At 71.2% G+C, this 24242-nt stretch carries 24 protein-coding genes and 2 pseudogenes; 16 read left to right on the top strand and 10 right to left on the bottom strand.

What is annotated here, in order from left to right; translation table 11 throughout:
- The first annotated feature begins 47 nt into the window (after nt 1-47).
- Nucleotides 48-449, top strand: coding sequence for a hypothetical protein (locus tag OG379_RS19045; protein ID WP_405664343.1), 402 nt, complete (start codon nt 48-50; stop codon nt 447-449).
- Nucleotides 450-492: 43 nt separating this feature from the next.
- Here OG379_RS19045 and OG379_RS19040 read toward each other — a convergent pair whose 3' ends face one another.
- Complete coding sequence (locus tag OG379_RS19040) at nt 493-711, bottom strand: hypothetical protein (protein WP_405664342.1); 219 nt, start codon at nt 709-711, stop codon at nt 493-495.
- A gap of 136 nt (nt 712-847) precedes the next feature.
- Complete coding sequence (locus OG379_RS19035; RefSeq protein WP_405664340.1) at nt 848-1438, bottom strand: hypothetical protein; 591 nt, start codon at nt 1436-1438, stop codon at nt 848-850.
- A gap of 332 nt (nt 1439-1770) precedes the next feature.
- On the opposite strand from OG379_RS19035, the gene OG379_RS19030 reads away from it, so the two are divergent.
- From OG379_RS19030 to OG379_RS19010, 5 genes are all read left to right on the top strand, one after another.
- Nucleotides 1771-2115: a MerR family transcriptional regulator gene (locus OG379_RS19030; RefSeq protein ID WP_405664338.1), complete on the top strand. Its 345-nt coding sequence runs from the start codon at nt 1771-1773 to the stop codon at nt 2113-2115.
- Nucleotides 2116-2420: 305 nt separating this feature from the next.
- On the top strand, nt 2421-2624 hold the full coding sequence (locus OG379_RS19025) for a cold-shock protein (protein ID WP_031090619.1): 204 nt from the start codon (nt 2421-2423) through the stop codon (nt 2622-2624).
- Between the two features lie 292 nt (nt 2625-2916).
- On the top strand, nt 2917-4488 hold the full coding sequence (locus tag OG379_RS19020) for a DEAD/DEAH box helicase (protein WP_405664336.1): 1572 nt from the start codon (nt 2917-2919) through the stop codon (nt 4486-4488).
- A gap of 65 nt (nt 4489-4553) precedes the next feature.
- Nucleotides 4554-4862: an SCO5918 family protein gene (locus OG379_RS19015; protein WP_362927427.1), complete on the top strand. Its 309-nt coding sequence runs from the start codon at nt 4554-4556 to the stop codon at nt 4860-4862.
- A gap of 204 nt (nt 4863-5066) precedes the next feature.
- Nucleotides 5067-5267: a hypothetical protein gene (locus OG379_RS19010; protein WP_393756287.1), complete on the top strand. Its 201-nt coding sequence runs from the start codon at nt 5067-5069 to the stop codon at nt 5265-5267.
- A 58-nt stretch (nt 5268-5325) separates the two neighbouring features.
- Here OG379_RS19010 and OG379_RS19005 read toward each other — a convergent pair whose 3' ends face one another.
- Complete coding sequence (locus OG379_RS19005; RefSeq protein ID WP_405664333.1) at nt 5326-6234, bottom strand: zinc-binding alcohol dehydrogenase family protein; 909 nt, start codon at nt 6232-6234, stop codon at nt 5326-5328.
- A gap of 181 nt (nt 6235-6415) precedes the next feature.
- On the opposite strand from OG379_RS19005, the gene OG379_RS19000 reads away from it, so the two are divergent.
- Complete coding sequence (locus OG379_RS19000; protein ID WP_405664331.1) at nt 6416-7180, top strand: SDR family oxidoreductase; 765 nt, start codon at nt 6416-6418, stop codon at nt 7178-7180.
- Between the two features lie 6 nt (nt 7181-7186).
- Here the strand turns inward: OG379_RS19000 and OG379_RS18995 are convergent, their stop codons facing one another.
- On the bottom strand, nt 7187-8098 hold the full coding sequence (locus OG379_RS18995) for a ScbA/BarX family gamma-butyrolactone biosynthesis protein (protein WP_405664329.1): 912 nt from the start codon (nt 8096-8098) through the stop codon (nt 7187-7189).
- 105 nt (nt 8099-8203) lie between these two features.
- Here OG379_RS18995 and OG379_RS18990 point away from each other — a divergent pair, with 105 nt between their 5' ends.
- On the top strand, nt 8204-8848 hold the full coding sequence (locus OG379_RS18990; protein WP_405664328.1) for a ScbR family autoregulator-binding transcription factor: 645 nt from the start codon (nt 8204-8206) through the stop codon (nt 8846-8848).
- Between the two features lie 93 nt (nt 8849-8941).
- On the top strand, nt 8942-9691 hold the full coding sequence (locus OG379_RS18985; RefSeq protein WP_405664326.1) for a peptidoglycan recognition protein: 750 nt from the start codon (nt 8942-8944) through the stop codon (nt 9689-9691).
- Here OG379_RS18985 and OG379_RS18980 read toward each other — a convergent pair.
- A complete protein-coding gene (locus OG379_RS18980; RefSeq protein WP_104787217.1) occupies nt 9669-10034 on the bottom strand; it encodes a PH domain-containing protein in 366 nt (121 codons plus the stop codon). The genes OG379_RS18985 and OG379_RS18980 overlap by 23 nt on opposite strands.
- A gap of 126 nt (nt 10035-10160) precedes the next feature.
- Between OG379_RS18980 and OG379_RS18975 the strand changes: the two genes are divergently transcribed.
- Entirely contained in the window at nt 10161-11021 is an 861-nt protein-coding gene (locus OG379_RS18975) for a transglycosylase family protein (protein WP_405664323.1), read from the top strand.
- Nucleotides 11022-11041: 20 nt separating this feature from the next.
- Here the strand turns inward: OG379_RS18975 and OG379_RS18970 are convergent.
- Nucleotides 11042-12019 (bottom strand): annotated as a pseudogene (locus OG379_RS18970) (AAA family ATPase); the annotation flags it as partial.
- 104 nt (nt 12020-12123) lie between these two features.
- Nucleotides 12124-12342, bottom strand: a complete 219-nt coding sequence (locus OG379_RS18965) for a hypothetical protein (protein WP_405664321.1) — start codon at nt 12340-12342, stop codon at nt 12124-12126.
- A 197-nt stretch (nt 12343-12539) separates the two neighbouring features.
- Between OG379_RS18965 and OG379_RS18960 the strand changes: the two genes are divergently transcribed.
- Entirely contained in the window at nt 12540-13301 is a 762-nt protein-coding gene (locus OG379_RS18960; RefSeq protein WP_405664319.1) for an HAD family hydrolase, read from the top strand.
- Entirely contained in the window at nt 13301-15730 is a 2430-nt protein-coding gene (locus tag OG379_RS18955) for a glycoside hydrolase family 65 protein (protein ID WP_405664318.1), read from the top strand. The genes OG379_RS18960 and OG379_RS18955 overlap by 1 nt, the downstream gene beginning before the upstream one ends.
- A gap of 9 nt (nt 15731-15739) precedes the next feature.
- On the opposite strand, the gene OG379_RS18950 is transcribed toward OG379_RS18955, so the two are convergent.
- Nucleotides 15740-16435, bottom strand: coding sequence for a class E sortase (locus tag OG379_RS18950; RefSeq protein WP_405664316.1), 696 nt, complete (start codon nt 16433-16435; stop codon nt 15740-15742).
- Between the two features lie 79 nt (nt 16436-16514).
- Nucleotides 16515-18179: an ABC-F family ATP-binding cassette domain-containing protein gene (locus tag OG379_RS18945; RefSeq protein ID WP_405664314.1), complete on the bottom strand. Its 1665-nt coding sequence runs from the start codon at nt 18177-18179 to the stop codon at nt 16515-16517.
- A gap of 528 nt (nt 18180-18707) precedes the next feature.
- On the opposite strand from OG379_RS18945, the gene OG379_RS18940 reads away from it, so the two are divergent.
- Both OG379_RS18940 and OG379_RS18935 read left to right on the top strand, forming a co-directional pair.
- Nucleotides 18708-20066, top strand: a complete 1359-nt coding sequence (locus OG379_RS18940) for an SGNH/GDSL hydrolase family protein (protein WP_405664312.1) — start codon at nt 18708-18710, stop codon at nt 20064-20066.
- Nucleotides 20067-20115: 49 nt separating this feature from the next.
- Nucleotides 20116-20470: pseudogene (locus tag OG379_RS18935) on the top strand (PIN domain-containing protein).
- A 44-nt stretch (nt 20471-20514) separates the two neighbouring features.
- Here the strand turns inward: OG379_RS18935 and OG379_RS18930 are convergent.
- Nucleotides 20515-21633, bottom strand: a complete 1119-nt coding sequence (locus OG379_RS18930) for an NADH:flavin oxidoreductase (RefSeq protein WP_405664310.1) — start codon at nt 21631-21633, stop codon at nt 20515-20517.
- Between the two features lie 180 nt (nt 21634-21813).
- Here OG379_RS18930 and OG379_RS18925 point away from each other — a divergent pair, with 180 nt between their 5' ends.
- Complete coding sequence (locus OG379_RS18925; protein ID WP_405664309.1) at nt 21814-22770, top strand: SMP-30/gluconolactonase/LRE family protein; 957 nt, start codon at nt 21814-21816, stop codon at nt 22768-22770.
- A 230-nt stretch (nt 22771-23000) separates the two neighbouring features.
- The gene (locus tag OG379_RS18920; protein WP_405664307.1) at nt 23001-24212 is read left to right on the top strand and encodes a S8 family peptidase; all 1212 of its coding nucleotides are present in this window, start codon (nt 23001-23003) and stop codon (nt 24210-24212) included.
- Nucleotides 24213-24242 lie beyond the last annotated feature (30 nt).

Below are 24242 nucleotides of genomic sequence, written 5' to 3'. Positions count from 1 at the left end.
CCCGCCGCACGGGGGCGTTGTCAGTGGCAGGTGCGAGGATTCGCGGCATGGAACCTCTGCTGCTCACCGACATCGAAGCCGCCGTCCGCAGCAGTTGGGACGCGGACACCACCACGCCCGCACACCGGGCGCAGTGGGATCCGGGGAACCCGGCCCGCGACCAGTGCGGCGTCACCGCCCTGGTGGTCAACGACCTGCTGGGCGGCGAGCTGATCCGGGGAGAGGTGCGGGTCGACGGTGTCCGCGTCGACTACCACTGGTGGAACCGGCTGGGCATGGGGATCGAGATCGACCTGACGCGGGAGCAGTTCGCCCCGCACGAGCTGGTGTCCGGGGGCGTGGCCGTCGAGCGCCCCGCGGAGATCGTGCGGCTCCGCGAGGAGTACGAGCTGCTGAGGGCCCGGGTGCTGGAGAGACTGCGGGGACGGGTGCGGGCCGGGGCCGTCTGAGCGAGGGTCCTGGTGCCGGTGCCGGTGCCGGTGCCGGTGCCGTTCAGCCGGAGTGCTGCCGGGAGTGTCCGCGCAGCCGGCGCAGGACGATCAGGGCGGACGTGACCAGGGGGAGCAGCCCGGCCACGGTGTTCGCGGCGGTCAGCTTGTCCTGGGTTCCTCTCGCCCGGCGCATCTGCTTGACGGTGCGGACGACGGCGATCGCGCTGCTGCCCAGGCTCAGGAGCAGGCCGATCTTGGAGTTCGCGGGTTTCCTGGGCATCTGCGTGCCTCCCGGTGACATCGCTGCGCGGCCCCTGCGTCCACGTAACCGGCTCCCGGCCGGCTCCGCAATCGGGGAGGCCGGGCGAAATCGGGGTTCGGGCGAGCGGGGGGACCGGGTCGGACGGGACCGGGGGTCAGGTGAAGAGGAAGCCGGCCGCCGTCGCCGCTCCCGCGGCCGCCCCCGCCATCGTCTGGGCCACCGAGTGGTAGCGCAGCGCCACCCGCGACCAGCACACGGCGATGGCCGCCACGCCCGCGCACAGCCACCACAGGGAGTGCGTGACGCTGAGCAGGGCCACCACGGCCGACGCGACCGCCGAGTCCACGGAGATCTTCCAGAGCGTGTTGACCGCCAGGAGCACCGTCGTCATGACCCACAGGGAGATCATCGCGATCAGGATGCCGGGCGGAGCGTGACCCAGCACCATGATCAGCGCTCCGGTGCCGATCGAGCCGAGGATCACCAGGAAGATGGGCGCCCGCTGGGTCCGGTCCACGACATGGCGGTCGCCCCAGGTCCCGCGCCCGCGCTCCCACTCGATGTAGCCGGCGGGAACCAGTCCGGCGCAGAGGGCGCCGAGGAAGCCCCAGGGCAGCCCGGTCCAGTCACCGGCGGAGGCCAGACCGATGGCGAGCATGCCCACGAGCAGCACATTGCGGGGCTGCAGGACGTCCGTGACCGTGCGGGCCACCGTCGTGGCCGTGATCGTGTCCGTGCCGCTCATGCTGGGTGTTCTCCGGGTCGCGCGGGCCACGCGGACACCGGCGGGCGCGCGCGAAGTAGCCCTTCACGACGGGGGATGCGTGAAGGGCTACGCGAGCAGTATGACCGTTCGCCGGTCTGCCGACAACTGACCGGTCGGTCAGCCTTGTTGGGGTGGTCATGCGGCTACGGAGGGCTCCCGCCCGGCACCGTCCGGCCGCCTCCGGCGCGCGGGCGACGCCAGGGACGGAGGAAACCTGCTCCAGCGGCAATAGACATGACCTACCGGTACGCCTAGGGTTTCTTGTGCAGCCAGGCCATATCGGCGGCCGGTGCGCAGCAGAAGAGGTGCAGATGCCCCCGGAGTCCCCGTCGCATGCCACGGACCGTCTCGACGACGACGACTACCCCGCGTACACGATGGGGCGGGCCGCGGAGATGATCGGTGCGACGCCAGGCTTCCTCAGGGCCATCGGCGAAGCCCGCCTGATCACGCCGCTGCGCTCCGAGGGGGGCCACCGACGCTACTCCCGTTACCAGCTGCGTATCGCCGCCCGGGCCCGGGAGCTGGTGGACAGCGGCACGCCGATCGAGGCAGCCTGCCGCATCGTCATTCTGGAGGACCAGCTCGAGGAGGCCCTGCGTCTCAACGAGGAACTGCGGCGGCCCGCCCCCGGCCGGAGTGGCGTCGATTCCTGACCGGCGCACGGGTGTATATCTGTTTCGCTCGGCACAGAAATACGCGCAATCAGCGGTGAGGCTTTATGCCGTGCACGGCGGAGCGACTCTGTAGTGATATGGCGTACAGCTCGCTTGTGCCCGAATCGTGCTACTGTTGATCTCAGTTGCAGTTGTGGTTCCCAAAACTTCAAGTGCACTCACCGTTTTCACTCCGGTGGGCGCGCTTTTGTATTTCCGGTTTTTTCCGGTCGGGGCAATCATTTGCGGCGACGTAGGGCTCACACAGTGTGGGCCCACGGGCAACGCCCCGAAGGAGATATGACATGGCTACTGGCACCGTGAAGTGGTTCAACGCGGAAAAGGGTTTCGGCTTCATCGAGCAGGAGGGTGGCGGCGCTGACGTCTTCGCCCACTACTCGAACATCGCCGCCCAGGGCTTCCGCGAGCTGCAGGAAGGCCAGAAGGTGAACTTCGACGTCACGCAGGGCCAGAAGGGCCCGCAGGCGGAGAACATCACCCCCGCCTGATCACTCAGGCGTACGGCGCAGCTGGGGCCCGCACCTTGGGGTGCGGGTCCCGGCTCGTTGTGTTTTCCCGGCCGAGGCCGTCGCACCGGTGGAGTAATCCCGGTGAGGGCGGGCCGGGGCACGGCAGTTATCTGCAGTCATATGGAGTGCCGAATCCGACTGGTTCATCCGGCGGACGGTCTTCGTTTTTCGATATTTCATCGGCTCGTTCTTGCGATTCTTGGCGCCGTACATGGCTGCAGCCGCCCGGAAAGAATCCCTCGATACGTGCCATTCGAGGGAAGGGTTCTTCTTGAACCGCGAACGCACAGCTCGCACGAACGACCGATTTTCCCGGACACGCTCCGGCGGATCCGCAGGCAGTCGTACCGCCAACGGATTCCGCGGGACGGCATCCGGCCGGCAGGGCGCCCCGGGTTCGGGGGGCCGCTCCGGCGGACCCAAGCGCTCCGGTGGTGGCTACGGCCGCCGCTCCTCCTCCGTCTCGGGTGAGTTCGCCCTGCCGGTGACGATCACCCCCGCCCTCCCCGCCGCCGAGTCCTTCGCGGACCTGGACATGCCCGCGCCCCTTCTGGCGGCGCTGGCTTCCGAGGGCATGTCCGTGCCGTTCCCCATCCAGGCGGCCACCCTGCCGAACTCGCTCGCCGGACGGGACGTCCTGGGCCGCGGCCGCACCGGATCGGGCAAGACGCTCGCCTTCGGTCTGGCCCTGCTCGCCCGCACCGCGGGCAACCGTGCCGACGCGCGCCGTCCGCTGGCCCTGGTCCTCGTTCCCACCCGGGAGCTGGCCCAGCAGGTCACCGACGCGCTCACCCCGTACGCCCGGTCCCTCAAGCTCCGGCTGGCCACGGTCGTCGGCGGCATGTCGATCGGCCGCCAGGCCAGCGCGCTGCGCGGCGGTGCCGAAGTCGTGGTCGCCACCCCGGGCCGGCTCAAGGACCTCATCGAGCGCGGCGACTGCCGGCTGGACCGGGTCGCCATCACCGTCCTCGACGAGGCCGACCAGATGGCCGACATGGGCTTCATGCCCCAGGTCACCGAGCTGCTGGACCAGGTCAACGCCGAGGGTCAGCGGATGCTGTTCTCGGCCACCCTGGACCGCAACGTGGACCTCCTGGTCCGCCGCTACCTGCACGACCCGGTCGTCCACTCGGTGGACCCCGCGGCCGGTGCGGTGACGACGATGGAGCACCACGTGCTCTACGTCCAGGGCGCCGACAAGTACGCCACGACCACCGAGATCGCCGCCCGTGAGGGCCGGGTGATCATGTTCCTGGACACCAAGCACGCGGTGGACAAGCTCACCGACCACCTGCTGCACAGCGGTGTGCGGGCGGCCGCGCTGCACGGCGGCAAGTCGCAGCCCCAGCGCACCCGCACCCTGGACCGGTTCAAGACCGGTCATGTCACGGTGCTGGTCGCCACGAACGTCGCCGCCCGGGGCATCCACGTCGACAACCTCGACCTGGTCGTCAACGTGGACCCGCCGAGCGACCACAAGGACTACCTGCACCGTGGCGGGCGTACCGCGCGGGCCGGGGAGTCCGGCAGCGTCGTCACGCTCGTGCTGCCCAACCAGCGCCGCGAGATGACCCGGCTGATGGCGGACGCAGGCATCACGCCGCAGATCGCCCAGGTCCGCTCCGGCGAGGCCGAGCTCAACCGCATCACCGGAGCTCAGGCGCCGTCGGGTGTGCCCGTCACGATCACCTCACCGGTGTCGGAGCGCGCCAAGGGCAGCGGTTCCGGTCCCCGAGGCCGCCGCGGCGCGCGTCCCGGCCAGGGGCGCCGCTCCAACGCCAGCACGCCGACGCCGCAGGCGCGTGCGGCGTCGGCGCAGCGCCGGGCCAACAAGGCCGCGTAGTCGCCCGGCCGGGAACCCGGCCGACCCTGTCCGGCTTTCTCCACGTCCACCCCTGTTGAGGCACCATGCGCTGTGTCATCGCCCGCTTCCCTTTCGACCTCTTCAAGCACGAGGTCGAGGACTCGATGAAGGGCGTCAAGCCCGAGCCCGTCACGGGTGACGCGGTGGTGGTCAACCGCCGCGTCTACCCCGTCAAGCAGGTCGGCGAGATCATCACCCGGCAGGACCGCCGGGACTTCTCCGCCGGCGAGGTGACCAGGGCGCTGTCGCGTCTCGGCTTCACCTGCCGCCCGGCGGAGGTGCCCGCCCCCGCGGTGCCCCTCACCCCGCTGGAGAACGCGTCCGCCATGCTCGGAACGCCCGGCGAGGTCTGAGCCTCCGCCCGCCCTGCGTAAACCGCACCCCCGAAGCCTCCGGGCCCGGGGGTGCGGTGCGTCCGGGCACCCTTTCCTGCCCGCCGATGCCGGAAAAGTCTGTAACAGTCCTCCGCCCGCGGCTCGTGTCCCTGCGGGCGTCCGTGCCCGTGCCGGGAAGATCGTTCCGGTGGTGTCCGGACGGCCGGTGAGGGACGAGACGACATGAAGAGCAAGCTGACCGTGCTCGGGGCGGCCGTGCTGGCGTCCCTGCTCCCGGCCGGGGCGGCCCAGGCCGACGAGACCCACACCGACTCGCACAACGGGCCGCAGGTGGCGCTGATCGCGACGGGGCAGGTCGACGATCCGCTGGAGGACGTCCTGGAGCACGCCACGGTCCTCGGCACCACGTACGTCATCGGCTGACCGGCGGCCCGGGGACGCGGCGCCGGGGAGGCCTCGGGCCGGCCCGGAAGCCGGCTGCTCAGGGGGTGAGGATCAGCTTCCCGGTCGTCCTGCGCGCGAGCAGGTCCTCATGGGCGCGCCGGGCCTCGGCAAGCGGATAGCTGCCGCCGGTCACGGGCCGGAGGCGGCCCTCGGCGACCAGGGTGAAGAGCTCCTTCAGCGGGCCGCTGACCCCGCCCGGTGCCGCGAGCGCGGGGCGCAGCCAGAACCCGGTGACGGAGGCGTTGAGGCGGCCCAGCCGCCCCGGGTCGACGGGGGTGAAGCCGTCGCGGGCGGCGTTGCCGTAGGTCACCAGCCGGCCGAACGACGCCAGGGAGTCCAGGGCCCGGTCGAAGAGCTCACCGCCTGCGGCGTCCAGGACGATGTCCGCCTTCTCCGCGAGGGGGTACGTGATCACCGCGTCCGCCCCGAGCTCCAGGGCGAGCCGCTCCTTGTCGGGCGTGGAGGCCTGGGCCAGTACACGGCCCGCTCCGAACTCCCGGGCCAGCTGGACGGCCAGGCTGCCGACCCCGCCGGCCGCGGAGTGCACGACGACGGTCTCGCCGCTGCGCAGCCGGGCCGCGGACCGCAGCAGGTGCCAGGCGGTCAGGCCCTGCATCATGAGCGCCAGGGCCTGGGCCGCGCCTAGCTCCTCGGGGATCTCCACGACGCCGGACTCCTTGGCGGTCACCTGCTCCGCGTACCCGTGGGAGACCCGTGCCAGCACCCGCCTGCCGTCCGGGGTGCGGCCCACGACCTCGCTGCCGGGGACGTACGGCAGGGCGTCGGCGGCGAGGTAGGAGCCGTCCACCTGGTGGGTGTCCGCGAAGTTCACCCCGGCGGCCTCGACGGTGAGGAGCACCTCTCCGGGGCCGGGCACGGGAGCGGCCAGTTCCACGGGGCGGAGTACGTCAGGACCACCGAAGCGGTCGAACTGGATGGCGAGCATGCCGCAGAGTACCGCGGGGCCCTGGGCGGGTGGGGGCTCCTGCGGTCGGCTGTCGGATTCCGTTGAGGGGGGAGACGAAAACAGGACATTCAGTCGGTTATGGTCGGGCCTCTGGGGACCCTGGGTGAGGTTCGGGGGAACGGCCATGGCCGGGGTCCGGATCGCCTGCCAGACTGCCGCCATGAGCGATCTTCTCCACGACAGAGTCGTCCTGATCACCGGGGCGAGCAGCGGTATCGGTGCGGCGGCGGCGCGGGTGTTCTCCGAGGAGGGTGCGACGGTGGTCCTGGCCGCACGCCGGGAGGACCGACTGGCCTCACTGGTGAGCGAGTTGAGGGACAAGGGGGCCCAAGCCTCGTACGTCGTCTGCGATGTCACGGTGGCGGCGGACGCCGCCCGCGCCGTCGGCTTCACGGTCGACACCTACGGTCGCCTGGACTCGGCCTTCAACAACGCGGGGCTCGGCGGGGACCGGACTCCCCTTCATCTCATGGGAGATGACGTCTACGACGCGGTCATGGACACCAATGTGCGCGGCGTCTGGAACTGCCTCCGCCATGAGATCGCGGCCATGTTGCCCAACACCAGGGGCTGTTCCATCGTGAACAACAGCAGTGTGGGCGGGCTGGTGGCCATACCGGCGGCCGCGCCCTACATAGCGGCCAAGCACGCCGTCGTCGGCCTCACCAGGGCCGCTGCGGACGAGTACGCCCAACAGGGCATCAGGGTCAACGCGGTGGCGCCCGGCACGACCCGCAGCGAGATCACGGCCGACTGGTTCGGCCGCAATCCCGGCCTCGAGGAAATGGTCAACAGCCGTACGCCACAGGGGCGTACGGCTGAACCGGAGGAAATAGCTAACGCGGCCGCCTGGCTGCTCAGCGACCGCTGTCCCTTCCTCACGGGCACGGTCATGCCGGTGGACGGCGGCTTCATCAACCAGTGAGCCCCGTCAGCCGCAAGGACCGCTCAGTCGGCCCCGGAAGACCGTTTCTCCGTCCTGTTCCGCGGTGACCAGGACGGAGATCTCACCGGGGCCGACGGGCAGGGTCTCCGCCTCGACCCAGCAGGGGCGGTCGAATTCGGCGTACCGCTCAAACGCGCTGGTGACGGTGGTCGCCTCGAAGCGCGCGGGGAGCGCTGCGGCGTGCGCGGCCTGGTGTGCGGCTTCCATCAGCACGAGTCCCGGCACGTGGTCCACCGGGTGGTCGTAGAGCAGGACGTTCTCCACGTCGTTGCGCAACTGCCAGTGACGGGGCCGGTCCCCGGCCGCCAGGACCACGTCCGCCGGGGTGTGCCGGCCGACGGTGCGGGGATCGACCGGGGCGGGCAGGGGCCACGCGTTCCAGTCGACGGCGAGGTGTTCCCCACGGAGCCGGCGGTAGGCACGCGGGGAAATCCAGCCGAACTCGGAATCCGCGCGGGCCACCATGCTGTCACCCTGGAGGACACGGACGTCCATCCCGAGCGAACTGACGGCCCTCCCACGCTTCTTGGGCTCCGTGACGGAGACCTCGACGGCGAGGTCACAGGGGTCATCCGGGGGAGTGCTGAACCCTGGGGCGACGGTGAAGTCGAAGTAGTGGAGCAGGGTTTGATCGGAGAGGGGAACGCCGTACGCCGCGTGCGCGATGACCAGCCCGCTCTGCCGGATGGTCTGTGTGAGCACACGGGAGTCGTACGGGAGCCCGGCCGCAGGGGCGGGCCACCTCGCGGAGAGCGAGAATTCGCCATCCTCGCGGCGCCTCCAGGCGGTCAGGAAAACCATGTCGGGACGCCCGAGGTGGACGTACTCCTTGGGGATGCCCTCCTGGTCCTCCGCTGCGTCGTGCTGCGGGGGCGGAGCAACAGGTATGTCGGGCACGGCCCTCCCGGACATGGAACAAAATGGGCATTACGGCGCTGATATGATACCGGTTCACCGGTACTTTTTGAAGAAGCGTCAGGCCACGTTCAAGGAGAGCGCGAGTTGGCACGACAGCAACGGGCGATCCGCACGCGCAGAATCTTTCTGGAGGCCGCCGCCGAGGTCTTCGACGAGCACGGCTACGACGCCGCCACGATCGCCGCGATTCTCGACCGGGCCGGCCTCACGAGGGGTGCGCTCTACTTCCACTTCACGTCGAAGGAGGAGCTGGCCCGCGGTGTCCTCCAGGAAGCGGTGACCTCGGACGGGGTCACCCCGCAGACCTTCAAGCTGCAGGAATGGGTGGACATAGCGCTCCTGCTCGCCTACCGGCTGCCCCGGGAGCCCCTGCTCAGCGCCTCGATCCGGCTCTCCGTCGACCCACGGGCGCGCGGGCTGTTCGGCACCCGCTGGCCTGACTGGATCACCCTCGGTACGGAGATACTCACCGAGGCCCGGGAGCGGGGCGAGCTCCTTCCGCACGTCGATCCGGAGACCACCTCGCGGCTCTTCGTCGGGGCATGGACCGGGGTGCAGCTGGTGACCGAGTCCATGGCCGAGCCGCCGGACCTGGTCGCCGAGATATCTGCACTTTTCGAGCTCATCCTGCCCAACAACGCGGTCCCGGGTGTGCTGGCCCGGCTCGACACCTCCCCGCACCGCGCCGCACGCATCATCGAGCAGCAGCAGGCCGTCGCCGTTTCCTGACCGCCCCGGCGGTGCCGGTGCAGCGTCGGTACGGGTTCACCCGAATGGGTGTGGGCGCCTGCGACGTCGCTGGTCAGCCCCCATGGTGGCCCTATGTGGCTTCGCCGAACCGCCGTGTGCGCCATGGTCGTGCCGCTGGCGTTCCTGGTCCTCCGGGACGCGCCGGTACGCCTTGCCACGCCCGACCGGGCCACCGCGAAGCCGGCCACGCCGCCCGCCGCCCCGCGACCCGCGATCGTCAGCCGGGCGGAGTGGCACGCGGACGAGAGCCTGGTGAAGGAGCACGCGGTGTACACGGGGACGGTGAAGGCCGTCTTCGTCCATCACACCGGGCACACCAACAATTACGACTGCGCGGACGCCCCCAGGATGCTCCGGGCGATGGAGGAGATGCACGTCCGGGGCGAAGGCTGGGACGACATCGGCTACAACTTCGTCGTCGACCGCTGCGGGACCATATACGAGGGCAGGGCGGGCGGTGTCGGACGCTCCGTGCGCGGGGCCCACACCACCGGGTTCAACGCGCACAGTGTGGGCATCGCGGCCCTCGGCACCTTCGACCCCGGCGTGCCGGTGCCGAAGGCGCTCATCGAGGGGATCGCGAAGGTGGGCGCGTGGAAACTGGACCGGGCCGTCGACCCGCAGGGCTTCGTGCGACTGGTCTCGACGAACGACGACAGCCTGTACCGGCGCGGTGAGGTGGTCCACCTCCACGCCGTGGCCGGTCACCGCGACACCTTCTCGACGTACTGTCCCGGCGAAGCGCTGTACGCCCGACTGCCGGCGATCCGCGTGGAGATGGCCAGGCTCCGGGACCGGGCTAGCGCGCGACGTACTGGGTGAGGACGGCCTGCACCTCGTAGATGTCGACGCCCTTGGTGAACGTCTTCTGGATCGGCGTCGCGGAACCTGAGACCCAGATCTTGAGCTCGGCGTCCAGATCGAAGGTCCCAGCCGTCTCCACCGCGAAGTGCGTGATGCTCCGGTACGGGACGGAGTGGTACTCCACCTTCTTGCCGGTGATCCCCTGCTTGTCGATGAGGACGAGCCTGCGGTCGGTGAAGAGGATCGTGTCGCGGATCAGGAGATACGCGGCGTGCACCTGCTCCCCCTGCCCGAGAAGCCGTGCGTAGTCACGCTGCGCGGCCGCCGGATCGACGGTGTGCGCGTTACCGAACAGTGCCATGAAGGACCCTCCACCCGAGTGAATGTGCGGGCGTTGAACGCGTCAAAGCCCAACGAAAAGAATATCGGCGGCTTATCTGTTCGTGCCCTTGCACACCTTCCGGAGCACAGCGGAGGAAATACCGTCATGCCGGCATCACCCCTCGCAAAGCGGCCCGTCGAATCGGTGCTCGCCCTTCTGCTCGTCCTCCTGAGCGTGCTCGGCCTCGCCGGCCGCAGCGTCGCCGACGCCCCCGCCCAGGCCCCGGCCCAGGCACCCGCCCAGGCCGTACCGGCGCAGGCCGCCCCCGCCCGGGCCGTCATCGCGCCGACCGTCACGGCGGGTACCGACTGGGACCGCATCGCCGATTGCGAGAGCAGCGGGCGCTGGAACATCAACACCGGCAACGGCTACCACGGCGGCCTCCAGTTCGCCCCGTCCACCTGGCGGGCCTACGGCGGCGGGCAGTACGCACCCCGCGCCGACCTCGCCACGAAGTCCGAGCAGATCGCCGTCGGTGAGCGCGTCGCCCGGTCACAGGGAATGGGCGCCTGGCCCACGTGCGGACGTCTCGGTGCGAGCGGTACGTCGAGCTCCTCGTCCGGCAGCGGCGACAGCGGCAGTGTCGACGGGAGTGACACGGCGCAGGCGGCGCCTGAGCGTCAGTCGACCGGTAGTTCGAACAGCGGCTCGTCCAGCAACACGTCGTCCGGCAGCGCGTCTTCCGGGAACACGTCCTCCGGGAACACGTCCTCCGGCAGCACGTCGGGCAGCAAGCACGACAGCGACGACAGCACCGCCGGAAGCGACAACGGCGCGACGCGCTACTCCGACGACCTCGCTGACGCGGAGACGTACGTCGTCGAGCCCGGTGACTGCCTCTCTGCGATCGCCGAGCGTGCGGACGTGTCCGGTGGCTGGTCCGCGCTGTACGAGCTGAACCGCGAGGCCCTGGACCACGGACCGCACCTCATCTTCCCCGGTCAGCGCCTCCGACTGAACGCCTGAACCATGACGACCGCGGTGATTCAGCGACCCGGCAGGGCCGGAACGTCCTCGAGGAGCAGCCGGTGCAGCACGTCGAGAGCCGGGGAGTCCAGTACGGAGAGCCTGCGGGCCCGGTGCGTGGTCATGATGTCGAGGATCTGCCGCGAGGTACGCGCGTTGCCGAACGACGGGTCACGCGAAGCGCGTCCACATGGCGTCGGTGGTGCAGTGCTCGAATTCCACGGTGCGCGAGAAGCATGAGGCGAGGCCCGGGTCGGAATCCAGGAAGCGCCGCGTCTCGTGGGTGTAACCGGCCGCGATGACGACGACGTCGTCACGGTGGTCCTCCATCAGCTTGAGCAGTGTCTGAACGGCCTCACAGCCGAAGTCGGACGTCGCCCCCTCGGGAGTGAGGGTTTAGGCCTCGTCCATGAACAGCACACCACCCAGGGCGCTTTGAAAGACTTCCTCGGTGAGCTGTGCGGTGTGGCCGACGTAACGGCCGACGAGGTCCGCGCGTGCCACCTGGAGGAGTCGGCCCCGGGGCAGTACCCCCAGAGAGTCAGGAGCCAGGCGCAGAGGCGGGCCACGGTGGGCCTGCTGGTGCCGGTGGGAGAGGAGTTCGGTGGAGTCCGACGCACCACTCGCGGGATCGGCGGGAGGAACCACATCGTCCGGCAGGAGCATCGAGAGGTCGCTCTCGGCGGGTTCGGCCATCCTGCTCAGCCGGAAGGCCTGGCGGTCGCCCCTCTCCTCGAAGACATGGCTGGCGGCCCGGCCGTTGCCAAGGAGGCGTTGCGGGTCATGGACGTTTGGTGCGCGGCGAGGGCGTCGAGCGTGCGCGGGTCCAGCTCGTAGCGATGGGTCTCACACATGGACTCGGTGATGAGGACGAGTTCTTCGGCCGGGTGGTCGGCGAATTCGACGGTGCGGGTGAAGCGGGAGGCCAGGCCAGGGTTGGACGTGAGGAACGAGTCCATCCTGCCGGTGTAGCCGGCGGCGATGACGACGACAACGTCGGGCATCGGTCAGGCGGACACGGCGAACGGCACCCCGGCGGTGCTCTTCCCCTGCTCCGGCGGCCCGAACCAGACCTGGTCCAAGGCCTGATCCGGGGTACCGGCTACCGTCCGACGGAGTCCGCACCCCGGGCGGAGTCGGATGCCTCCCCGGCCTCCTCCTCGTGCCGGTGGCATTCGGGGTTGCGACACGGCCCCGCGCCCCAGTGCGGGACGAAGATGCCGAGGGTCTTGTGCCGCGCCAGCACGGTCGCGACGGGCTGCTTGCAGGCCGGACACACGTAGTCCGCCTGCCGGTCGGTCTGACGCTCGGTTCTGGCCATGTATTTACGGTAGCGCCGAAGGGGACATTTAGAAACTTTTCCGACTTTTTACCAGTGGTTGTCTCGGAGCTTGCACAAGGGATCGGAATCCCGCGAGCGCCTGCTCCGGTGCGCACGTTCCGGAAGCCACGAGGGGCGGTGCGGCCAGGAACCTGGTGCCATGGAACGGGGACGTCTCGACGAAGGGACCACCGGGCATGGCACGTGCAGCGTCACCGGCCGCAGTCCTGCTCTCCGTGCACGCCGTCGTATTCGACACGGACGGCGTGATCACCGACTCCGCTCCGGCGCACGCCGCAGCCTGGAAACAGGCGTTCGACGCCTGCCTGGCCAACCACGAGGGTCAGCCGCCCTTCGACGAGGAGGACGACTACCGGCGCTACGTCGACGGCAAGGCGCGCATGGACGGTGCCGCCGCGTTCCTCGCGGCCAGGGGCCTCGATCTCCCCGAAGGCAGCCCCGACGACCCCCCGGGCACCGGGACCGTACGGGCCGTCGCCGCGCGCAAGGACGAGGCTTTCACCCTGCGCCTGCGTGACCGTCCGATCGAGGTCTGGCCGGGGACGGTTCGTCTCCTGCACGTGCTGCACGAGGCGCGGGTGCCGTTCGCGGCCGCGTCCGCGTCCCGGCACGCGACCGAGCTGCTGGCCGGGGCCGGTCTGCTGGACCTGTTCACGGCGGTCGTCGACGGCAACGAGGCGCGCCGCCTCGGACTGCCCGGCAAACCGGACCCCGCCCTGTTCACCGAGACGGCACGGCGCCTGGGCGTCCCGCCCGGGGACACCGCCGTCGTGGAGGACGCCCTGGCCGGGGTGGAGGCGGGCCGGCGGGGCGGCTTCGGGCTCGTCGTCGGCGTCGACCGGACGGACAGCCCGGAGGGAGCCGCCGGCCTGCGCCGTCACGGGGCGGACCTCGTGGTGGCCGATCCGGGAGACCTGCTGATCAACGGGGAGGACTGATGGCGCGGGGCTGGATCTGGGCGTACGAGGGGTACGACCCGGAGAAGGAACGCCTGCGCGAAGCGCTGTGCACCCTCGGCAACGGCTACTTCGCCACCCGCGGCGCCGCGCCCGAGACCCCGGCGGGCGAGACGCACTACCCGGGTACGTATGTCGCGGGCTGCTACAACCGGCTGACCTCCTCCGTCCAGGGGCGGCAGGTCGAGAACGAGGACATGGTCAACCTCCCCAACTGGCTGCCGCTGCGCTACCGCATGCGCCCCGCCGGCTCCCGCCCCGGCCCGTGGCTGACCCCCGACCACGCCCACCTCGTCGACCACCGCCAGGCGCTCGACCTGCGCGGCGGGACCCTGTCCCGCCGCTCGGTGTACGAGGACAGGGCCGGCCGCCGGCTGACGGTGGAGCAGGAGCGCCTGGTTCACATGGGCGACCCCCATCTCGCCGCGCTGCACACGGTGTTCACCGCGGATGGCTGGTCGGGCGAGCTGGAGGTGGAGGCCGGGATCGACGGGGACATCCGCAACAACGGCGTCGCGCGCTACCGCGCCCTGGCCGACCGCCACCTCACCGGCTGGGAGACCGGCACGGAGCCCGGCTCCATGGTGTGGCTGCGCTGCCGCACGGTGGAGTCGGACATCGGCATCGCCCTGGCCGCCCGCACGGTGGCCTCCTGCGGCCCGGAACGGAACGGCGACCACCGGGCCGAACCGGAGCAGCAGCCACGCGCGGTCCACCAGACCCTGCTCCTCCCGCTCGCCCCGGACTCCGGTGCCGTCGTCGACAAGACGGTCGGCCTCTACACCTCCCGTGACCCGGCCATCGGCAGTCCGCTGCGGGCCGCCGTGTCCGCGGTGGGCGACGCCCCGGCGTACGTCCGGCTGCGGGCCTCGCACCGCCGGGCCTGGGCGGATCTGTGGCAGCAGGTCAAGCTGGAGGTGCCGGGCGAGCCCGGGCACATCCTGCGGCTGCACCTCTTCCACGTGCTCCAGACCCTGTCCCCGCACACCGCCGAGCTCGACGTCGGGGTGCCGGCCAGGGGACTGCACGGTGAGGCGTACCGGGGGCATGTCTTCTGGGACGAGCTCTTCGTCCTGCCCTTCCTGAATCTCCATCTCCCGGAGGTCTCCAGGGCGTTGCTCGACTACCGCCACCGGCGGCTCCCCGCGGCCTGCGCCGCCGCGCGCGCGGTGGGCAGGGCGGGGGCGATGTACCCGTGGCAGAGCGCCGACGAAGGGCGCGAGGAGACGCAGGAGGTCCACCTCAACCCCCGCTCGGGACGCTGGCTGCCCGACCGCTCGCGGCTGCAGCACCATGTCGGCTCGGCGGTGGCGTACAACGTGTGGCAGTACTGCCAGGCCACCGGCGACACGGAGTACCTCTACTCCAAGGGCGCCGAGATGCTGATGCAGATCGCCCGGTTCTGGGCGGACAGCGCGGAGTGGGACGACGCCCTCGCGAGGTACCGCATCCGTGGAGTCGTCGGGCCCGACGAGTACCACGACGCCTATCCGGATTCCGAGGCCGCGGGGCTCGACGACAACACGTACACGAACGTGACGGCGGCCTGGGTGCTGGCACGGGCCGGCGAACTCTGCCGCACGCTTCCCCGGAGCCGGTGCCGGCAGCTCCTCGAAGTGATCCGTCTCGACCCGTCGGAGCTGGACCGCTGGGACGACATCTCCCGGCGGCTGTACGTGCCCCACCACCGGGGTGTCATCAGCCAGTTCGCCGGCTACGGCGACCTGGAGGAGCTGGACTGGGACGGCTACCGGCAACGGTACGGGGAGATCCGGCGGCTCGACCGCATCCTGGAGGCTGAGGGCGACACCGTCAACCGCTACCAGGCGTCCAAGCAGGCCGACGTCCTGATGCTCGGTTACCTCTTCTCGCCCAAGGAACTCGTCGCGCTGTTCGGCCGGCTCGGCCACGCACTCGACGACGAGACCTGGCGGGCCACCGTCGACTACTACGTGGGCCGTACGAGCCACGGATCCACCCTCAGCTCCCTCGTCCACGCCTGGGTGCTGGCGCGCGTCCACCGCGACGACGCCTGGGCCTACTGCGAGGAGGCGCTGATCGGCGATGTGGCCGACATCCAGGGCGGTACGACGGAGGAGGGCATCCACCTGGGCGCGATGGCAGGCACCCTCGACTTCGTGCAGCGCGGCATGACGGGACTGGCCACCCGCGAGGACGCCCTGTGGCTCGCACCGGCCACGCTGCCCCAGCTCTCCAAGTTCCGTATCCGGCTCCGCTTCCGCCGGCACTGGGACGTGGACCTGCGCATCCGTGCCGAGCGCCTCAGGATCGCCGTACCGGACTCGGAACGGCCGGGGGTCCGGGTGAAGCTGGACGGCAGCTCCTACATCATCGAGCCGGGCACGGAGCGGTGGCTGGAGCTGCCCGAGGACATGTCCGGCGGCGGTTGAAGGCCCGGCTCACGCGGGCCGGGAGGAGACCAGTACGCCGATCTTGTCGATGCGGTGCTCCGGATTGTGGTGGGTGTCGCGCCAGAAGTTCCCGGCCGCGTCGTCCTCCGGGGTCGCGCAGGTGGACAGCGTGATCATCGCCCGGGTCGGCTTCTCACCCGGCTCACCCGGCACCTCGGCACGCTGTTCGGCCAGCGAGCGCTCGGACCGGAAGGACGTCTCCCTGGTCTCCGTGATCCGGTACTCGTACACCGTTGAGCCCTCCGTGACCAGGACCTTGTCCCCCTTCTCCAGCGACGGCAGATCGTGGAACGGGCCCCCGGCGGAGAGCCGGTGGGCCGTCACGAGGTAGTTCCCGGTCTCGCCGGGCCCGACGCCGCCGTCCTCGCCGTACGGGCTGGCGGCGGCACCGCGGTCCTGGACACGGGTCCCGGGCCCGTCGTCCGTCGTCCCCTCGTACGGGACCACGCGCAGCTCCGTCAGGCCGATCGCGGGGATGGTGAGCTCAGCGGTCGCCGTACGCGGGTCGGTCCGGTCGGCCGGTGCCCCGGCGGACGGGCCCGCGACGGCCGGCGCTGCCGCCGGTGCGGCCGGGGGAAGGCCGGCGGCGGCCACCGCCGGTCCTCCGGCCACCACCAGGGCGACGGCCGCGCCCGCGAGGGCCCGGGGAACGCCTCGGAATCGGAATCCTTGAGGACGGTGCATGACGGAATCCGGATCAGTAGCCGGTGGTGCCTGGGGCGGGCCCGGGAGCGCGGCCCGCACCCTTCCAGTACACCACCGGTCACCCGATCGCGTCGGGCGTGCCGAGCAGCTCGCGCACCTCCTCGGCGCTCAGCTCGGTGAGCTCCTCGCCCACCAGCAGCCAGCGGGTGATCCCGACGGAATCCAGGAACGCCAGATCGTGGCCCGCGATCATCAGCGCGCCCTCGTAGGACTCCAGGGCGCTCGTCAGCTGCCGCACGCTCGCCAGGTCCAGATTGTTGGTCGGCTCGTCCAGCATCAGCAGCTGCGGGGCTGGTGTGGCGAGCATCGTCGCCGCGAGGGCCGCGCGGAAGCGTTCGCCGCCGGAGAGGGTGCCCGCCGGCTGCTCGGCGCGTGCCCCCTTGAACAGGAAGCGGGCGAGCTGGGAGCGGATCTCGTTGTCGGTGGTGCCGGGCGCCGCGCGGGCCACGTTCGCCGCGACGCTCAGCCCGTCGTCCAGCACGTCGAGCCGCTGCGGGAGGAAACGCAGCGGCACATGTGCCCTGGCCTCGCCGGCCTCCGGGGCGAGCTCCCCGGTCAGAGTGCGCAGCAGCGTCGTCTTGCCCGCCCCGTTCCGCCCGATGAGCGCGATGCGTTCCGGCCCCCGGACATGGAGTTCACCGTCACGCAGGGCGCCGAAGCGAGGACGCAGGCCCTGCGCGCTCAGGACCGTGCGGCCCGCCGGGACGGCGGTGTGCGGCAGCCGCACCCGGATCTCGGCGTCCTCCCGGATCGCCTCCGACGCCGTGTCGAGCCGCTCCCGCGCCTCCTGGAGACGGTCCTCGTGCAGACCGTGGAGTTTGCCGGCCGCCTCCTGGGAGGACCTCTTGTGGGCACCCGCGACGATCCGGGGAGCGCGCCGCTGGGCGTCCATCTTCTTGTTGTGCCGCTGGCGGCGGGCGACCTTGATCTGCGCCTCCTCCAGCTCGCGCTTCTGACGGCGCACGTCGGACTCCGCGGCCCGCACCATGCGCCCGGCCGCCTCCTGCTGGGTGGCCAGCGCCTCCTCGTAGGCGGACCAGCCACCCCCGTACCAACTCACCGCACCGGCCCGCAGATCGGCGATCCGGTCCACGCGTTCCAGCAGGTCGCGGTCGTGGCTGACCACCAGGAGCACTCCGGAGCGCCAGGATTCGACGGCGTCGTACAGCCGGCGCCGCGCGAACACGTCGAGGTTGTTGGTCGGCTCGTCGAGCAGCAGGACGTCGGGGCGTTCCAGCAGGAGCGCGGCCAGCCGGAGCAGCACGGTCTCGCCGCCGGACAGCTGTCCCACGGTGCGGTCGAGACCGATGTCGCCGAGGCCGAGGGACCCCAGGGTCGCCAGGGCCCGTTCCTCGACGTCCCAGTCGTCGCCGACGGTCTCGAAGTGCTTGTCGGCGACGTCGCCGGCCTCGATCGCGCGCAGCGCCGTACGCCGCTCGGTGATGCCGAGCGCGTCCTCGACGCGGAGGTCCGTGTCGAGGGTGAGGTTCTGCGGCAGGTAGGCGAGGTGCCCACCGACGGTCACCGAGCCGGCGGAGGGCTTCAGCCGGCCCGCCAGCAGCCGCAGCAGGGTGGACTTCCCGGAGCCGTTGGTCCCGACGAGCCCGGTGCGGCCCCGGGGGACGCTGAGGGACAGCCCGTCGAAGACCTCCGTGCCGTCCGCCCAGCGGAAGGACAGGGCGGAGCAGCCGAGGGAGACGGCGGGCGTAGTGGGGTGGGTCATGTGGTCCTCGCAGTCGCAAGCGTGTGAACAGGGGCTTCGTGTGCGAGCACCACGCGGCGACCGGCCGGGAGAGGAAGGGGTGCGGTCCTCCGGGCATACGGGGGACGGATCCTGCACCGAGGTCGCATCCACGCGGTGGGTCACGCGGCGGCAGAAGGCCGACAAGGCGTGACGGGCTACGGCAGGGGCCGTACCGCGCGATGATCGCGGACCTCAGATGCGCAACGTCCACCTCTATCGGAGACAACAGGACTCAAAAACTGTACACCGGACCCGGCCCCGGCGGTCCGGAATTATGGCGGGGACGCACCGTGCGGGGGCGGCGGGCCCTCTTGACGCGGGGCTGTGGGCATCCATACCGTCTGCTCGCCCGATCGCAAGCCGTTCGAAACTTTTCGGTCCCGCGAGGTGACCCACGGGAAGCGGAAGCGGCGTTGCGCCGGGCCCCCCGTCGGGAGGTGCCGCCCGCGCACCTCCGGGCAAGGGGGCGCCCGCATCCCGCCCCTCCGGCCCAGGAGACACGCCTCCATGAGAACGCACCCCGCGAAATTCACGGCAGCCCCGCAGGACGCCCGCCCCGCCGGCTTACGGGCCCGACGGGCCGCCCGCCACTTGGGCGCCGTACTCACCGGAGCGCTGCTCCTGGCGACGGCGGCCGCACCCGCCATGTCCGCCGGGCTCGCGCCGGCCGGCCACAACGACCGTTCCTGGACCGGGACATGGGCCGCCGGGCCCACGACCGCCCCGGCCTCGGACACCACGGAGTTCGAGAACGAGACGATCCGCCAGACCGTCCGCACCAGCATCGGCGGCGACCAGGTCCGCGTGCGGCTGTCGAACGAGTTCGGCAGCGGGCCCCTGGTGATCGGCGAGGCCCGTGTCGCCCGCCCGGCGGCCGGCGGGCCCTCCTCCCGTATCGACCCGCGCACCGACCGGCCGCTCACCTTCGGGGGGCGTACCTCGGTGACCGTCCCGGCGGGGGCCCCGCTCCTCAGCGACCCGGTCTCCCTGCGGGTGCCCGCGGGGACCGACCTCGTGGTGAGCATCCACCTGCCCGGACCCACGCGCGGCTCGACGCTTCACGCGTCCGCCTTCCAGCACAATCACGTGGCCGCCGGGAACGTCACCGGCCGTGCCGACATCGAGCCGACCGCGACCGTCGAACGCTGGTACTTCCTGACCGGCGTGAGTGTGAGCACCGGCCGGGCGTCCTCCGCGGTGGTCGCCCTCGGCGACTCCATCACCGACGGCTCCGACACCGACGTCGACGCCAACCACCGCTGGCCCGACTTCCTCGCCGGCCGGCTGCGCGCCTCCGCCGGGCCGGACACCATGGGCGTACTCAACGAGGGCATCGGCGGCAACCGCCTCCTGCACGACCCCAACCCGCCCGTCGGGTCCGACGCCGAGGACTTCGCGGCGTACTTCGGGCAGAGCGCCCTGCGCCGCTTCGACCGCGACGTCGCGTCCCAGCCGGGCGCCGAGCACCTGATCGTGCTCCTCGGCGTGAACGACCTCGGCCACCCCGGCACCGTCGCCCCCGAGTCGGAACGGGTCACGGCGGCCGAACTCATCGAGGCACACCGCCAGATCATCGCCCGCGCCCACGACCGGGGCCTGAAGGCCTACGGCGGCACGGTCCTGCCCTTCAAGGGCGACACCCTGGGCTTCTACAGCCCGGAGAACGAGGCGGCCCGGCAGACCCTCAACCGCTGGATCCGCACCGGCGGCGAGTACGAAGGGGTGGTCGACTTCGACAAGGCACTGCGCGACCCGTCCGACCCGCAGCGCCTCCTCGCCCGCTACGACAGCGGCGACGGCCTCCACCCCAACGACGCCGGGGCCGAGGCGATGGCCGGGGCCGTGCCCCTGCGCCTCCTGCGCTGAGCCCTGTGCTCCCTCGCCGCGCGGGCGGCGGGGGAGCACGGAAGCGATCATGGGTGCGGGGCTGCTCGTCCTGTCGCCTCTCCTGCTCGCCGAGCTCGATCACGTGGCCACGAGGGAACCGGGACGTACGGCGGCGGTGAGCGCGATCGACGACACCCGGGGCTGGATGCGCCGCGGCCGCGTCCTGGTGCCGGAGATCACCGAGGACCACCTCGGCGTCGCCCAGTCGGTGCGCGCCCGTCACGAGGCGCTCGACCTCCCTCGCCGACGCGGTGAGCGTGTCCCTGGCCGCCGACTACGACACCGACGCGATCGTCACTCTGGACCGCCGCGACTTCCGCGCCGTGCGTCCGCCGGGCCGCCCCAAGGCGTTCCGTATCGTGCCGGACGATCTGCCGCTCTGATCCGGCCGGCGCCCGTCCCTGCCACGGCTGCCCCGCCCGCCCGGTCAGCGCAGGGTCTTCAGCATCTCCGCCCCGAACGGCGTGATGTCCTCCGTACGCCCCCGCAGGGTCTTCGCCGCCCACTCCGGGTCGGCGATCAGCGCACGTCCGACGGCGACCATGTCGAACTCGTCGCGCTCCAGCCGGTCCAGCAGCTGGTCGATGCCGGTGACCGAGGAGCTGTCGCCCTGGAAGGCGCTGAAGAAGTCACCGTCCAGGCCGACCGAGCCGACGGTGACCGTCGGCCTGCCGCTGATCTTCTTCACCCATCCGGCGAGGTTCAGGTCGGAGCCGTCGAACTCCGGCAGCCAGTAGCGGCGGGTGGAGGCGTGGAAGACGTCGACACCGGCCTCGGCCAGCGGCGTCAGGATGGTGTCCAGCTCCTCGGGGGTCCGGGCGAGCTTCGCCTCGTAGGCGTCCATCTTCCACTGGGACATGCGGAAGAAGAGCGGGAAGGAGTCGGACACGGCCGCGCGGCACGCCGCCACGATCTCCGCCGCGAAACGCGTGCGGGCGACGATGTCCCCGCCGTACGCGTCGGTGCGGCGGTTGCTGCCTTCCCAGAGGAACTGGTCGATCAAGTAGCCGTGTGCCCCGTGCAGTTCGACGCCGTCGAAGCCGAGGCGCTCCGCGCTCGCCGCCGCGTCGGCGAACGCGGCGACGACGTCGTCGAGGTCCTTCTGCGTCATGGCGCGCCCCTTGGGCTCGCCGGCCAGGGACACGCCCGACGGGCCGACCGGCTCCGCCTCCGCCACCGGCGGGGCGCCCTCGGTGCGCGTGACGCCCACGTGCCAGAGCTGCGGGATGATCGCGCCGCCCTCGCGGTGCACCGAGTCCACGACACCCGCCCAGCCCGCGAACGCGTCCTCGCCGTGGAACAGCGGGATCCGGCCGCTGGTGCCGGCGGAGGCGTGGTCGACGTAGGTGCCCTCGGTGATGATCAGCCCCACACCACCCGCGGCGCGGCGGGCGTAGTAGTCCGCCACATCCTGGCCCGGAACACCGTTCGGGGAGAACTGCCTGGTCATGGGCGCCATGGCGATCCGGTTGCGCGAGGTCAGGCCGCGGACCGCGAACGGGCGGGAGAGAGCGGCTGCTGCTCGGCGGGCATTCTCGTCTGTCACTGCGTGTCCTGTTCGAAGGGTGGGGGGCAGGTCCACCCGTCGCCAACAGACGACCGCCGCCTCCGCATCCCCGGACCGGGCCCGATGTGGCGAAGGTCTCCCCTTGATCTTCGCCCCGGGCATCCAGCAATCTTCGGCAGAGCCGAAGTGTTCGGCCGTCTGCCGAAGGGATGGATCTCCATGACCAGCGAGCACACCGGGCTTTACGAGAGCTTCGACGACCGGTTCCGCGCGGGGCGGTGCATGAACGGCGACGACGGTCTCGAGGTCTTGTACACCGGCTGCCGCTGGGCCGAAGGCCCCGTGTACGTGCCCGCCTGGCGCCATCTGGTCTGGAGCGACATCCCGAACGACCGGATGCTGCGCTGGGAGGAGGAGACGGGCGCCGTGAGCGTCTTCCGCCGTACGGCGGGGCACACCAACGGCAACACCCTCGACCGCGAGGGGCGGCTCGTCACCTGCGAGCAGGGCAACCGGCGGGTGACGCGGACCGAACACGACGGCACGGTGACCGTGCTCGCGGACCGCTGGCAGGGCAGGCGTCTGAACAGTCCCAACGACGCCACCGTGAAGTCCGACGGCTCGATCTGGTTCTCCGACCCGGACTTCGGCATCACCAGCGACTACGAGGGCTATCGCGCGGAGAGCGAGATCGGCTCCAACAACGTCTACCGCGTCGATCCGTCGACCGGTGAGGTACGCCTGGTCGCCGACTGCTTCGGCGCGCCGAACGGGCTCGTCTTCTCGGCGGACGAGCAGCAGCTGTTCGTCTCCGACACCCGCGCGGGCTTCGTCAGGGTCTTCGACGTACGGGACGACGGCACGCTGTCGGACGGTGAGATCTTCGCCGAGGCCGGGGCCAGGGAGGCCGCCCGCTTCGACAACCTCCGCTTCGACGACGGCGGCCGGCTCTGGGTGGCTGCCATGGACGACGGGGTGCACTGCTACGACCCGGACGGCACGCTGATCGGACGGCTCGTCGTCCCGGAGGCGGTGGCAAACATCGCCTGGGGCGGCGCCAAGCGCAACCGCCTCTTCATCACCGCGGAGACCAGCCTCTACTCGGTAGTCATGGGAGTCACGGGCACCCACCCGACGGGCCCCGGCCGCAGGCCCTGGCTGGACGCCGCGCGGTGAAGCAGGCCTCGGCACGGGAAACATGCACCTCGTGCGAAGCCTGCATTGCGTTGTGTTGACGTCTTGTTGACGGACGGTCACCAGTGTGGCGCGGCCATGACAGCTGCCTGGAATTCCTTGCTCCGCCCGAACGCACCGCGCCATCGTCGGGTGCGGCGTACGAACCCCGTACGCCGCACCCGTCGGCGCGTCGGACCCCTGGCGCGCCACCGTTCGAGGAGGACCTCTCGATGGCAGCAGTGCGTAACAACAGGAGGCGGATCGCCGGGGCGATCGCGACCGCGACGACTCTGGCGCTGGCAGTCGGCGCCGGTGCGGCCTTACCCGCCCAGGCGGCCCAGCCCGAGGGCAGAGTCCTGCACGCCGGGGCAGCCGGGGCGGTCCCCGGAAGCTACATCGTCACGCTCAGGCCGACGGCCGGGTTCAAGGCGTCCGCGACCCAGGGCAAGCAGCTGATAACCGCCCACGGCGGCACGATCGAGCGCACCTACACATCGGCGCTGAACGGCTACGCCGCCACGCTCAGCAGCACCGAGGCCAGGCGGCTCGCCGCCGACCCGGCGGTCGCCTCGGTGGAGCAGGACCAGAAGGTCCAATCGACGGCCACCCAGAGCAACGCCCCCTGGGGACTCGACCGGATCGACCAGGCCGCCCTGCCGCTGAGCGGCACGTACACCTACCCGGACACGGGCGGCAGCGGCGCGACCGTGTACGTCCTCGACACCGGGGTGCGCATCACCCACCAGGAGATCAGCGGCCGGGCCTCGTACGGCTACGACTTCGTCGACAACGACAGCACCGCCCAGGACGGAGCGGGCCACGGCACCCACGTCGCCACCACCGTCGCCGGAACCACCTACGGCGTGGCGAAGAAGGCGAAGATCGTCGCGGTGCGGGTCCTCGGCAACGACGGCTCCGGCACCACCGCCGGGGTGATCGCCGGGGTCGACTGGATCACCGCCAACCACGTCGCGAACTCCGTCGCCAACGTCTCGCTCGGCGGCGGGGCCAGCACCACCCTGGACAACGCGGTGAGCAAGTCGATCGCGTCCGGAGTCACCTACTCCATCGCGGCCGGCAACTCGGGTGCGCTCGCGTCCGGTTACTCCCCCGCGCGGGTCGCCACCGCGATCACCGTCGGTGCCACCACCCGGACCGACGCCCGCGCGAGCTACTCGAACTACGGCCCCGTCGTGGACATCTTCGCGCCGGGCTCCGACATCACAGCCGGCTGGAACACCTCGAACAGCGCGACCTACACCGGCAGCGGCACCTCCTTCGCCGCCCCGCACGTCTCCGGCGCCGCGGCGGTCTACCTGACCAGCCACCCCGGCGCCGCTCCGGCGACCGTGGCCTCGGCACTCGTGAACGGCGCGACGTCCGGCGTCCTCACGGGCGTCGGAACCGGCTCACCGAACAAGCTCCTCAAGCTCGTCCCGTGACGACCTGACGGCCGGGGGCGCGTACGGGGG

The sequence above is a fragment of the Streptomyces sp. NBC_01166 genome (genome assembly GCF_045039765.1).
Classification (GTDB): domain Bacteria; phylum Actinomycetota; class Actinomycetes; order Streptomycetales; family Streptomycetaceae; genus Streptomyces.
This window is presented reverse-complemented; position numbering and strand designations above follow the sequence as displayed.